The organism is Pseudomonas sp. Tav-5-1A (assembly GCF_055755055.1).
Genome location: NZ_CM146901.1, coordinates 6,412,087 through 6,424,424, shown reverse-complemented (window position 1 = coordinate 6,424,424; position 12,338 = coordinate 6,412,087). Strand labels below are relative to the sequence as shown.

The 12,338-nt window shown below is 63.2% G+C and carries 9 protein-coding genes; 7 read left to right on the top strand and 2 right to left on the bottom strand.

Going from position 1 to position 12,338, the window contains the following annotated elements; genetic code table 11:
• Nucleotides 1-112 precede the first annotated feature (112 nt).
• On the bottom strand, nucleotides 113-1,489 hold the full coding sequence (locus AC0J42_RS29760; RefSeq protein ID WP_416421492.1) for a glutamine synthetase family protein: 1,377 nt from the start codon (nucleotides 1,487-1,489) through the stop codon (nucleotides 113-115).
• 277 nt (nucleotides 1,490-1,766) lie between these two features.
• Between AC0J42_RS29760 and AC0J42_RS29755 the strand changes: the two genes are divergently transcribed.
• From AC0J42_RS29755 to AC0J42_RS29725, 7 genes are all read left to right on the top strand, one after another.
• The gene (locus tag AC0J42_RS29755; protein ID WP_416421491.1) at nucleotides 1,767-2,546 is read left to right on the top strand and encodes a gamma-glutamyl-gamma-aminobutyrate hydrolase family protein; all 780 of its coding nucleotides are present in this window, start codon (nucleotides 1,767-1,769) and stop codon (nucleotides 2,544-2,546) included.
• Nucleotides 2,547-2,560: 14 nt separating this feature from the next.
• On the top strand, nucleotides 2,561-3,919 hold the full coding sequence (locus AC0J42_RS29750; protein WP_416421490.1) for a glutamine synthetase family protein: 1,359 nt from the start codon (nucleotides 2,561-2,563) through the stop codon (nucleotides 3,917-3,919).
• 34 nt (nucleotides 3,920-3,953) lie between these two features.
• Nucleotides 3,954-5,318: an aspartate aminotransferase family protein gene (locus tag AC0J42_RS29745; RefSeq protein WP_473004855.1), complete on the top strand. Its 1,365-nt coding sequence runs from the start codon at nucleotides 3,954-3,956 to the stop codon at nucleotides 5,316-5,318.
• 149 nt (nucleotides 5,319-5,467) lie between these two features.
• A complete protein-coding gene (locus AC0J42_RS29740) occupies nucleotides 5,468-6,565 on the top strand; it encodes a polyamine ABC transporter substrate-binding protein (protein WP_473004854.1) in 1,098 nt (365 codons plus the stop codon).
• A gap of 376 nt (nucleotides 6,566-6,941) precedes the next feature.
• Nucleotides 6,942-8,084, top strand: a complete 1,143-nt coding sequence (gene potA, locus AC0J42_RS29735) for a polyamine ABC transporter ATP-binding protein (RefSeq protein WP_416421487.1) — start codon at nucleotides 6,942-6,944, stop codon at nucleotides 8,082-8,084.
• Nucleotides 8,081-8,998 carry an ABC transporter permease subunit gene (locus AC0J42_RS29730; protein ID WP_416421486.1) on the top strand — a complete coding sequence of 306 codons (918 nt, stop codon included), beginning with the start codon at nucleotides 8,081-8,083 and terminating at the stop codon, nucleotides 8,996-8,998. The genes potA and AC0J42_RS29730 overlap by 4 nt, the downstream gene beginning before the upstream one ends.
• Nucleotides 8,995-9,885, top strand: coding sequence for an ABC transporter permease subunit (locus AC0J42_RS29725; protein WP_416421485.1), 891 nt, complete (start codon nucleotides 8,995-8,997; stop codon nucleotides 9,883-9,885). Before AC0J42_RS29730 ends, AC0J42_RS29725 begins: the two co-directional genes overlap by 4 nt.
• Nucleotides 9,886-9,947: 62 nt before the next feature.
• On the opposite strand, the gene AC0J42_RS29720 is transcribed toward AC0J42_RS29725, so the two are convergent.
• Nucleotides 9,948-12,323: a penicillin acylase family protein gene (locus AC0J42_RS29720; RefSeq protein ID WP_473004853.1), complete on the bottom strand. Its 2,376-nt coding sequence runs from the start codon at nucleotides 12,321-12,323 to the stop codon at nucleotides 9,948-9,950.
• Between the last annotated feature and the right edge of the window lie 15 nt (nucleotides 12,324-12,338).

Below are 12,338 nucleotides of genomic sequence, written 5' to 3'. Positions count from 1 at the left end.
CTGGCTTGCCAGCGAGCTTTGAGGGCGCTGGAAAAGCTCGCTGGCAAGCCAGCTCCCACAAAAAAACCGCAGGCCTTGGAGGCGCGCGGTTTTTTTGTACGACACCAAGCCATCAAACGGTATGCAGGTACCAGTTGTACTCAAGGTCGGAGATGGAGTGTTCGAACTCCTCCAGCTCGCTTTCCTTGCAGGCCACGAAGATATCGATGTACTTCGGATCGATATACCGCGCCAGGATCTCGCTGTCGTCCAGCTCGCGCAGGGCATCGCGCAGGTTGTTCGGCAGGCTCTGCTCGTTCTGCTCGTAGGAGTTGCCTTCCACCGGCTCGTTCGGCTCGACCTTGTTGGTCAGGCCGTGGTGCACGCCAGCCAGCACGGCAGCCATCAGCAGGTACGGGTTGGCATCGGCACCGGCCACGCGGTGTTCGATACGCACGGCGTCCGGCGTGCCGGTCGGCACGCGCAGGGCCACGGTGCGGTTGTCCAGGCCCCAGCACGGCGAGTTCGGCACGTAGAACTGGGCACCAAAGCGGCGGTACGAATTGACGTTCGGGCACAGGAACGCCATCGACGCCGGCAGGGTCTCGAGCACACCGCCGATCGCGTGACGCAGCGCGGCGTTCTGCTCGGGATCCTCACTGGTGAAGATGTTCTTGCCGTCCTTGTCCAGGACCGAGATGTGCACGTGCAGGCCGTTGCCCGCCTGGCCCGGGTAGGGCTTGGCCATGAAGGTGGTGTCCATCTCATGGTCGTAGGCGATGTTCTTGATCAGGCGCTTGAGCAGCACGGCGTAGTCGCAAGCCTTCATCGGGTCGGCCACGTGGTGCAGGTTCACTTCGAACTGCGCCGGGGCACTTTCCTTGACGATGGCGTCGGCTGGGATGCCTTGCTCCTTGGCACCTTCCAGGATGTCCTGGAGGCAGTCCACGTATTCGTCCAGGTCGTCGATCAGGTACACCTGGGTCGAGTGCGGGCGCTTGCCGGAGATAGGCGAGCGCGGCGGCTGCGGACGGCCGTTCACGTTCTCCTGGTCGATCAGGTAGAACTCCAGCTCGAAGGCGGCGCAGATGGTCAGGCCCAGCTCGTCGAACTTGGCCACCACCTGGCGCAGTACTTCGCGCGGGTCGGCAAAGAAGGGTTCGCCTTCCAGTTCGTGCATGGTCATCAGCAACTGCGCGGTAGGGCGCTTCTGCCAGGGTTCGTTGGAGAGGGTATCGGGGATCGGATAGCAGATGCGGTCTGCGTCGCCGATGTCCAGGCCCAGCCCGGTGCTTTCCACCGTCGAGCCGTTGATGTCCAGGGCGAAAAGCGAGGCGGGCAGGTTGATGCCTTTCTCGTAAACCTTGTGGAGGCTGGTGCGTTCGATGCGCTTGCCGCGCACCACACCATTCATATCTGCAATCAGAAGGTCGACGTACAGAACCTCAGGATGTTCCTTAAGGAATGCGTTCGCTTCGTTGAGCTGAACGGCACGCGGGGGTACCGACATGATGCAACACCTTTGTTGTTAAAAATATCAATCATTGGGCTTTTGCTGTTTCAGTCAATCCGAAAGCCACCTTGAAGTCAAGCGAGGCTCGGTTTGCCCTGAATTGGCGCCTTGAGGCAGTTTTTGCCGCTTTTTGGGGCGGTTTTTCTTTCCCTGAAGACCCTCAAATGAATTGTTTGGTGGGGCGTGTTGTATTTTTTACGGGGGTGTTGTGAAAAAAAATGAACAACGCTAAGCTCGTTCGCAACCCATAACGCCAATAATACCGGGGGATCACATGGCACGCCTGCCGACAATCGGCGTCACCGCCTGCTTAAAACCAGTCGGGCTGCACGCCAGCCATACTTGTGGTGACAAATACGTCCGCGCAGTTGCCGTGGCCGCCGAAGGCTTGCCGATGATCATTCCGGCACTGGGCGAGCTGTTCGAACCGACCCAAATACTTGACGGCCTGGATGGCATCCTCTTCACCGGCTCCCCGTCCAACGTCGAGCCTCGTCACTATACCGGCCCCGCAAGCGCGCCAGGCACGCTGCACGATCCTGCCCGTGATGCTACCACCTTACCGCTGATTCGCGCCGCCGTGGCGGCTGGCGTGCCGGTATTGGGCATTTGCCGCGGCTTCCAGGAGCTGAACGTGGCGCTGGGCGGCACCTTGCACCAGCAGGTTCACGCAACGGGAACCTTCATGGACCATCGTGAACCCAAGGACCAGCCCGTCGAGGTCCAGTATGCCCTGCGCCATGCGGTGGATGTCCAGCCCGGCGGCGTGTTGCAGGCCATCGGCTTGCCCGCGCAGTTCCAGGTCAACTCCATTCATGCCCAGGGCATCGACCGCGTGGCCCCTGGCTTGCGCGTCGAGGCGGTGGCACCCGATGGCCTGGTGGAGGCCGTCTCCGCCCAGGGGGGCAGGGGTTTTGCACTAGGCTTGCAGTGGCACCCGGAATGGCAAGTGCTGGATAACCCGCACTACCTCGCCATCTTCCAGGCCTTCGGCAGCGCCTGCCGGCAACGTGCCAGCCAACGCGACGCCGCCGCGTCCAGGCCTGCTATCTAGCCCCTGAGGTATTTATGCGTACCAGCCTCGACCAGCTCACCGATTGGTTGAAAGAACACAAGATCACCGAGGTCGAGTGCCTGATCGCCGACCTGACCGGTATCACCCGCGGCAAGATCTCGCCCACCAACAAGTTCATCGCCGAAAAGGGCATGCGCCTGCCGGAAAGCGTGCTGCTGCAGACCGTGACCGGGGATTACGTGGAAGACGACATCTACTACGAGCTGCTTGACCCGGCCGACATCGACATGATCTGCCGCCCGGACGAGAACGCCGTGTTCGTGGTGCCGTGGGCCATCGAGCCTACCGCCCAGGTGATCCACGACACCTACGACAAGCAGGGCAACCCCATCGAGCTGTCGCCGCGCAACGTCTTGAAGAAGGTGCTCAAGCTCTACGCCGACAAGGGCTGGCAGCCCATCGTGGCGCCGGAGATGGAGTTCTACCTGACCAAGCGCTGCGAAGACCCGGACTTCCCCCTGCAGGCCCCTGTGGGCCGCTCGGGGCGCCCGGAAACCGGCCGCCAGTCGTTCTCCATTGAAGCGGCGAACGAGTTCGACCCGCTGTTCGAGGACGTCTACGACTGGTGCGAGCTGCAGCACCTGGACCTGGACACGCTGATCCACGAGGACGGCACGGCGCAGATGGAGATCAACTTCCGTCACGGCAACGCCCTGCACCTGGCCGACCAGATCCTGGTGTTCAAGCGCACCATGCGCGAGGCGGCGCTCAAGCACAACGTGGCTGCCACTTTCATGGCCAAGCCCATGACCGGCGAGCCCGGCAGCGCCATGCACCTGCACCAGAGCATCGTTGACCTTGAGACCGGCAAGAACATCTTCTCCAATGAAGACGGCAGCATGAGCACGCTGTTCCTGCACCACGTGGGCGGCCTGCAGAAGTTCATCCCCGAGCTGCTGCCGCTGTTCGCGCCCAACGTCAATTCGTTCCGCCGCTTCCTGCCCGACACCTCGGCGCCGGTGAACGTGGAGTGGGGCGAGGAGAACCGCACCGTGGGCCTGCGCGTGCCGGACGCCGTGCCGCAGAACCGCCGGGTGGAAAACCGCCTGCCGGGCGCCGACGCCAACCCCTACCTGGCCATCGCCGCCAGCCTGCTGTGTGGCTACATCGGCATGGTCGAGGGCATCGAGCCCAGCGCGCCGGTGCAGGGCCGTGGCTACGAGCGCCGCAACCTGCGCCTGCCGCTGACCATCGAGGACGCCCTGGAGCGCATGGAAAACTGCAAGACGGTGGAGCAGTACCTGGGGAGCAAATTCATCATCGGTTACGTCGCGGTGAAGCGCGCCGAACACGAGAACTTCAAGCGCGTCATCAGCTCATGGGAACGTGAATTCCTGCTGTTCGCGGTGTGATCAACGCGGGGCCCGCCCCGATGAGGAGAAGGCAATGAGCAACAAGAATTCGCAAACCCAAGCGTGGCAGGCCCTGAGCGGCGAGCACCACCTGGCGCCGTTCAGCGACTACCAGCAGCTCAAGGAAAAAGGCCCGCGCATCATCACCAAGGCCAAGGGCGTGCACCTGTGGGACAGCGAAGGCAACAAGATCCTCGACGGCATGGCCGGCCTGTGGTGCGTGGCCGTGGGCTACGGCCGTGACGAGTTGGCCGACGTGGCCGCCAAACAGATGCGCGAGCTGCCGTACTACAACCTGTTCTTCCAGACCGCCCACCCACCGGCGCTGGAACTGGCCAAGGCGGTGTCGGACGTGGCGCCCGAGGGCATGACCCACGTGTTCTTCACCGGCTCAGGCTCCGAGGGCAACGACACCGTGCTGCGCATGGTCCGTCACTACTGGGCGCTGAAGGGCAAGCCCGAGAAGAAGGTGATCATCAGCCGCATCAACGGCTACCACGGCTCCACCGTGGCCGGCGCCAGCCTGGGCGGCATGGTGGGCATGCACGAGCAGGGCGACCTGCCGATTCCCGGCATCGTCCACATTGCCCAGCCGTACTGGTTCGGCGAAGGCGGTGACATGAGCCAGGACGAGTTCGGCGTGTGGGCCGCCGACCAGCTGGAGAAGAAGATTCTGGAGCTGGGCGTGGACACCGTCGGCGCCTTCATTGCCGAACCCATCCAGGGTGCCGGTGGCGTGATCATCCCGCCAGCAACCTACTGGCCGCGGGTAAAAGAGATCCTGGCCAAGTACGACATCCTGTTCGTGGCCGACGAAGTGATCTGCGGTTTCGGCCGCACCGGCGAATGGTTCGGCAGCGATTACTACGGCCTCAAGCCGGACCTGATGACCATCGCCAAGGGCCTGACCTCGGGCTACATCCCCATGGGTGGGGTGATCGTGCGTGACGAGGTGGCCAAGACCCTGTCCGCAGGTGGCGATTTCAACCACGGCTTCACCTATTCCGGCCACCCGGTAGCCGCTGCGGTGGGCCTGGAAAACATCCGGATTCTGCGCGACGAAAAAATTATCGAGCGCGTGCGTGAAGAAACGGCACCGTATTTGCAGAAACGTCTGCGTGAGCTGAGCGACCACCCGCTGGTGGGCGAAGTTCGCGGGTTGGGCCTGCTGGGGGCTATCGAACTGGTCAAGGACAAGGCCACGCGCCAGCGCTACGAAGGCATGGGTGTGGGCATGATCTGCCGCAATTTCTGCTTCAACAATGGCCTGATCATGCGCGCCGTGGGCGACACCATGATCATTGCGCCGTCGTTGGTGATCACTCATGAAGAGATCGATGAGTTGGTTACAAAAGCACGCAAATGCCTGGACCTGACTTTGGAAGCGCTGAACAGCTAAGTGCTAGGCTTTGGGGTTGTTTGGAGGGGGGGAGGAAAAGGTTGCTGTTTTAATTGAAACAGCGCCTTCGTCCTTGCCAGACTAGGAAGTGGTGCGGTTGCCCCCGGCGCTGACACATACGGAATTAAAAAAATATTGGAGCCTTACGCATGAAGATATTTGGCAAGACCCTCCTCGCCATGTCCCTGATGGGTGTCGTGGCCGCTGCTGCACACGCGGATGACAAAGTACTGCACGTGTACAACTGGTCGGACTATATCGCGCCGAACACCATCGCGGATTTCGAGAAGGAGTCGGGGATCAAGGTCGTCTACGACGTATTCGACAGCAACGAAACCCTGGAAGCCAAACTGCTGGCTGGCAAGTCGGGCTATGACATTGTGGTGCCGTCCAACAACTTCCTGGCCAAGCAGATCAAGGCTGGCGTCTACCAGGAACTGGACAAGTCCAAGCTGAGCAACTACGGCAACCTGAACAAGGACCTGCTGAAGGCTGTGTCGGTCAGCGACCCGAACAACGCCCACGCCTTCCCGTATATGTGGGGCACCATCGGCATCGGCTACAACCCCGAGAAGGTCAAGGCTGCCCTGGGCGCCGACGCCCCGGTGAACTCCTGGGACCTGGTGTTCAAGCCCGAGAACGCTGCCAAGCTGAAAGGCTGTGGCATCAGCTTCCTCGACTCGCCAACCGAGATGATCCCGGCGGCGCTGCACTACCTGGGCTTCAAGACCGACACCCAGAACAAGGACGAGATCAAGAAGGCCGAGGACCTGTTCCTCAAGATTCGCCCGTCGATCGCCTACTTCCACTCGTCCAAGTACATCTCGGACCTGGCCAACGGCAACATCTGCGTGGCCGTGGGCTACTCGGGTGACGTGAAGCAAGCCGCCTCCCGTGCCCACGAGGCCGGTGACAAGGTACACGTCAGCTACAGCATTCCGAAGGAAGGCGCAGGCAGCTTCTACGACATGGTCGCCATCCCTAAGGATGCCGAGAACGTCGAAGGCGCCTACAAGTTCATGAACTTCATCCTGCAACCAAAAGTGATGGCTGAAATCAGCGACGCCGTGGGTTACCCGAACGGCAACGCCGCCGCCACCCCGCTGGTGAACAAGGACATCGCCAACGACCCGGGCATCTACCCGCCGGCTGACGTGCAGGCCAAGCTGTACGCCATCGCCGACCTGCCGGCTGCTACCCAGCGCATCCTGACGCGCACCTGGACCACCATCAAGTCGGGCAAGTAAGCCCCGCCTGATGTTCCCTGGGTACTGCGCCGCACCAGTCGGCGCAGTACCGCAGGTGACTGAATTAGAAATAGTTTTTGCGACACTGCTGTAACAGTTGTTAAGTTGCGCGCCGGCTTTTTCAAGCGGTCGGCACGCGGCCGTCCGAAATTTGTTTTTTGCACCACCGTGTTCGCCCTTTTTTGTGCGTGCATTTGTAACTTAGGAGCCGACGTTGTTGGCCGTGTCACATGCACCTGAAGTGATCGCTCAGGTCCGTGATTCAGTCGGTCAGGCCAGCCAAAACCCTGTGGCTGGCGACCTGAAGGACCAGGCTGCAAGAATCCAGGGCCCGCCTATCCGGGGTGGGCTGTAAAATTTTGTTGGGAGTTTCGTAATGGCAGTTGCCTCCGGTGCCTATAAGAAAGCCCTCGAGGGCGATCAGCAACCTAAACAGGTGCTGGTCAAAATCGACCGGGTCACGAAGAAGTTCGACGAGACGATTGCAGTCGACGACGTGTCGCTGCAAATCAACAAGGGTGAAATCTTTGCCCTGCTCGGCGGCTCCGGCTCGGGTAAATCCACCCTGCTGCGCATGCTGGCCGGCTTCGAGCGGCCAACCGAGGGGCGTATCTACCTCGATGGCGTGGACATCACCGACATGCCGCCCTACGAGCGGCCGATCAACATGATGTTCCAGTCGTACGCGCTGTTCCCGCACATGACCGTGGCGCAGAACATCGCCTTCGGCCTCAAGCAGGACAAGATCCCCGCGGCCGAGATCGACGCCCGCGTGGCCGAGATGCTCAAGCTGGTGCAGATGAGCCAGTACGCCAAGCGCAAGCCGCACCAGCTGTCCGGTGGCCAGCGCCAGCGCGTGGCCCTGGCCCGTTCGCTGGCCAAGCGCCCGAAGCTGCTGCTGCTCGACGAGCCCATGGGCGCCCTGGACAAGAAACTGCGTTCGCAGATGCAGCTCGAGCTGGTGGAGATCATCGAGCGCGTTGGCGTGACCTGCGTCATGGTGACCCACGACCAGGAAGAGGCCATGACCATGGCCCAGCGCATCGCCATCATGCACCTGGGCTGGATTGCCCAGATCGGCAGCCCGATCGACATCTATGAGACGCCGACCAGCCGCCTGGTCTGCGAGTTCATCGGCAACGTCAACCTGTTCGAAGGCGAAGTGGTGGACGACGCCGAAGGCCACGCGCTGATCCACAGCCCGGAGCTGGAGCGCAACATCTACGTGGGCCACGGCATCAGCACCTCGGTGCAGGACAAGCACATCACCTACGCCATCCGCCCGGAAAAGCTGCTGGTGACCGTCGAGCCGCCCGCCGGCGAGTACAACTGGTCGCGCGGTAAAGTACATGACATCGCCTACCTGGGCGGCCATTCGGTGTTCTACGTCGAGCTGCCGTGCGGCAAGCTGGTCCAGTCGTTCGTGGCCAACGCCGAACGCCGTGGCGCGCGCCCTACCTGGGGTGACCAGGTCTACGTGTGGTGGGAAGACGACAGCGGCGTGGTACTGCGCTCATGAACAAGAAACTGACCCGTGCCTTGCAACGAATAACCCCCGGCGGCCGCCAGTTCGTGATTGGCGTGCCGTTCCTGTGGCTGTTCCTGTTCTTCATGCTGCCGTTCTTCATCGTCCTGAAGATCAGCTTCGCTGAAGCAGACGTGGCGATCCCGCCGTACACCGAGATCTACACCTTCGTCGACCAGAAGATCCAGTTGCTGCTCAACCTGGGCAACTACGCGATGCTGGGCGACGACGACCTGTACATCTCGGCGTACCTGGGCTCGCTGAAAATGGCCTTCTTCAGCACGCTGCTGTGCCTGGTGATCGGCTACCCCATGGCCTACGCCATCGCCCGCGCCCGCAAGGAAGCGCAGACGGTGCTGTTGCTGTTGATCATGATGCCGACCTGGACCGCGATCCTGATCCGCGTCTACGCCTGGATGGGCATCCTCAGCAACAATGGCCTGCTCAACGCCTTCCTGATGTGGACCGGCCTGATCGACCAGCCGCTGCAGATCCTCAACACCAACCTGGCGGTGTACATCGGCGTGGTCTATTCGTACCTGCCGTTCATGATCCTGCCGCTGTTCGCCAACCTGGTGAAGCATGATCCAAGCCTGCTGGAAGCCGCATCGGACCTGGGTTCGAGCACTTTCAACAGCTTCTGGAAGATCACCGTGCCGCTGTCGAAAAACGGCATCATCGCCGGCTGCATGCTGGTGTTCATCCCGGTGGTGGGCGAGTTCGTGATTCCCGAGCTGCTGGGCGGCCCGGAAACCCTGATGATCGGCCGCGTGCTGTGGCAAGAGTTCTTCAACAACCGTGACTGGCCGGTGGCATCCGCCCTGGCGGTGGTGATGCTGGCGATCCTGATCGTGCCGATCCTGCTCTTCAACCGTAGTCAGGCCAAAGAGATGGAGGGCAAGGCATGAAGCGTTTCAGTTTTTCCAACCTGATGCTGGTACTGGGCCTGCTGTTCATCTACCTGCCCATGGTCATCCTGGTGATCTACTCGTTCAACGCCTCCAAGCTGGTAACGGTGTGGGGCGGCTGGTCGGTGAAATGGTACGTGGGCCTGGTGGACAACACCCAGCTGGTGAGCTCGGTGGGCCGTTCGCTGGAAATCGCCTGCTACACCGCCATTGCGGCAGTGGCGCTGGGCACCCTGGCGGCGTTCGTGCTGACCCGCGTCACCCGCTTCAAGGGCCGCACGCTGTTCGGCGGCCTGGTGACCGCGCCGCTGGTAATGCCCGAGGTGATCACCGGCCTGTCGCTGTTGCTGCTGTTTGTGGCCATGGCCCAGTCCCTGGGCTGGCCTGAAGAGCGTGGCATCGTCACCATCTGGATCGCCCACACCACGTTCTGCGCTGCCTACGTGGCGGTGGTGGTGTCGGCCCGCCTGCGCGAGCTGGACCTGTCCATCGAAGAGGCGGCCATGGACCTGGGCGCGCGGCCGTGGAAGGTGTTCATGCTGATCACCATCCCGATGATCGCGCCTTCGCTGGCAGCGGGCGGCATGATGTCGTTCGCCCTGTCGCTGGACGACCTGGTGCTGGCCAGCTTCGTGTCGGGCCCCGGCTCCACGACGCTGCCGATGGAAGTGTTCTCGGCGGTGCGCCTGGGCGTGAAGCCGGAGATCAACGCCGTGGCCAGCCTGATCCTGCTGTCGGTGTCGATCGTCACCTTCCTGGTGTGGTACTTCACCCGCCGCAACGAAGAGCGCCGCAAGCGCGCGATTCAAGCTGCAATCGAAGAAGCCGCGGCCGATGGCTGGAAACAGCCTGACCCGCGTCGCGCGCAACAGCCAGTGGCTGCTTGAGTGCCCTGACGCGGCCTTTGGCCGCTGCTACAGACCCGTAGCAGCGGCCGCAGGCCGCGTCCCTACCTCCCAGGCACCAACTCCAGGGTGCTCACCGTCCCCTTCGCCACATCCCCCTCCTGCAACAACGCCTGCCGGTATTTCCCCTCGCTGTAGTCTTTCGCCTGGTCGCCATAGTGCGCATCGAACAACACACCGCTTTGCCCCACAGGGTTGATGGTCTGCGCGTGCGCCGGGTCGGCGAAGTCGATGACGCGCCGGGTGGACGGCCCATAACTCACTTTCCACGGCGCCGGGCCCAGCTTCGCTGATTGGTTGTTGGGCACCTCATGGCTGCCCGGCATGGCGAACGGCCCGACGTTGAACAGCCGGTCCAGTGGCTGCTGCATACCCAGCGGGTGTTCGTGGGTGAGGGTGTGCGCCTTGCCCCATCGCCACTGGTTCGGGTCTTTGCCCAGCGTGCCCTTGAGGTGGTCGACCGCCACGCGCCAGGCCATGCGCACGATGTCGGCACGGCTCTCATGCTCGGGCGAGCTGCGGTCGTCCCACCAGGGCGAGTCCGGGTCCGCGGCCAGGCGGGGCAGGGCGAAGTCCAGGTCGCGGGTGGACAGCAGGGTTTCGAACATGGCGTTGCCCAGTTCGTCGTGCATGGCTGCGTAGGTGAGGTCGTAGAGGAATTCGGTGAACAGCGTGGCGCTGGTGGAGTCCAGCGGGTAATCGCCCTGCCACTGCGCCAGTTGCTCGACCAAAGCCTTTTCGCCAGGGTCAGTGACCACCTGGCGCAGCACTGGCAGCAATGGCGTCAGCACGCGCTGGGCGTAGCCGGTGCGGGTACCCAGTTGCAGCGCTTCGGTGTGGGCGGCGTCCCACTTCACCCCAGGTGAGCTGAGCTGGCTGAACAGCTGCTGGCCGCGGTCGGCCAGGTTGTAGTAGCCGGGGATGGCGATGCCAGTGGGCGACAGCGGCTGGAAGTTGGCCGAGACGATGAAGCCCCGGGCCGGGTTTTCTTCCTGGGGGTTGGCGCTGAACGGGTAGAAGCCCAGTTTGTCGGCCTCGGCGGTGCTGCCGTCGAGGATGAACTGCGGCTGCACCCCGGCCGGGCGGATGGGCAGCTGCGCCGCGGCCCACCAGCCGATGTCGCCGCGGGCGTTGGCCCACATCAGGTTCAGTCCCGGCGACTGGATCTTCGCCGCGGCGTTGCGCATTTTTTCCAGGGTGTCGGCGCGGTTGACCTCGTAGAAGCCCTGCAGGAGCGGGTTCTCCGAGGCCAGGAACGACCACCACATGGCGATCGGCGTGCTGGGCGCGACCTTGCCCAGGGCGTCATTGACGATGGGGCCGTGGGGCGAGCGGCGCAGGGTGATGGTGACCGGCGCCTGGCCCTTGACCGCGATCTGCTGGGTGCTGCTCTCAAGGTCGGCCCACTGGCCGTGGTACCACACCTGGTTGGGGTTGGCCGGGTTGACCTTCTCGGCCACCAGGTCCAGGTCATCGTTCTGGAACATGGTCAGGCTCCAGCCGAAGTCCATGTTCTGCCCCAGCGCGGCGAAGGGGTTGAGCGGCTGGTGGTAGCCGTACAGGTTGAAGCCGGGGGCCGACAGCTGCGCCTCGTACCACACCGCCGGCACCGAGAAGCGGATGTGCGGGTCGCCGGCCAGTATCGGCTTGCCGCTGGCGGTGTGGCTGCCGGCGATCGCCCAGGCGTTGCTGCCTTCGAACTGCGGCAGGCCGGCCTGTTCCAGGGCCTGGTGGCTGACCTGGGCCAGGGTGTCCAGGCTCTTCCAGTCGCTGGCGGTGAGCGGCAGCACGCCCTGGGGGTGCCAGTCCAGGTCGAAGATCTTCAGGTAGCGGGGCCCCAACTGGTCGCGCACGTAGGTGAGCATGGGTTCGGTGCGGAACGCCGCGGCAAAGCTGTAGGCCATGTAGCCGGCGACGCTGAACGTGTCCTGGGCGGTGAAGGGCCGGGGCTGGATGCCCAGCACGTCGAACTCCATGGGCCGCGGGTGCCCGGCCTGGTACTGGTTCACGCCGTCCAGGTAGGCCTGCAGCGCCTGCCAGGCGGGCGACTGCTGGTCCTGGCGGGCCACGTACACCTCGGCCTGCTCGCGAATGCGCAGGCTGCGGAACAGGGTGTCGGTGGCGAGCAGCTTGGGCCCCAGCACCTCGGCCAGCTCGCCGCGCGCCAGGCGCCGCATGATCTCCATCTGGAACAGCCGGTCCTGGGCCTGCACGTAACCCAGGGCGCGGTACATGTCCTGCTGGTTCTGCGCCTGGATGTGCGGCACGCCGCGGTCGTCGTAGCGCACGCTGACCGGTGCGGCCAGGTGGGCGAGGGCGATCTCGCCGCTGCGCTGCGGCTGCTTGGAATGAACGTACCAGGCGCCACCGGCCGCAGCGGCGGCGATGAGCACGGCAAGGGCGGTGAGGCTGCGTTTCATCGCGGTTCCTTGTGA

Coding starts and splice junctions, on each gene's coding strand:
- AC0J42_RS29760 (WP_416421492.1), bottom strand. CDS start 1,489: ATGTCGGTACCCCCGCGTGCCGTTCAGCTCAACGAAGCGAACGCATTC.
- AC0J42_RS29755 (WP_416421491.1), top strand. CDS start 1,767: ATGGCACGCCTGCCGACAATCGGCGTCACCGCCTGCTTAAAACCAGTC.
- AC0J42_RS29750 (WP_416421490.1), top strand. CDS start 2,561: ATGCGTACCAGCCTCGACCAGCTCACCGATTGGTTGAAAGAACACAAG.
- AC0J42_RS29745 (WP_473004855.1), top strand. CDS start 3,954: ATGAGCAACAAGAATTCGCAAACCCAAGCGTGGCAGGCCCTGAGCGGC.
- AC0J42_RS29740 (WP_473004854.1), top strand. CDS start 5,468: ATGAAGATATTTGGCAAGACCCTCCTCGCCATGTCCCTGATGGGTGTC.
- potA (WP_416421487.1), top strand. CDS start 6,942: ATGGCAGTTGCCTCCGGTGCCTATAAGAAAGCCCTCGAGGGCGATCAG.
- AC0J42_RS29730 (WP_416421486.1), top strand. CDS start 8,081: ATGAACAAGAAACTGACCCGTGCCTTGCAACGAATAACCCCCGGCGGC.
- AC0J42_RS29725 (WP_416421485.1), top strand. CDS start 8,995: ATGAAGCGTTTCAGTTTTTCCAACCTGATGCTGGTACTGGGCCTGCTG.
- AC0J42_RS29720 (WP_473004853.1), bottom strand. CDS start 12,323: ATGAAACGCAGCCTCACCGCCCTTGCCGTGCTCATCGCCGCCGCTGCG.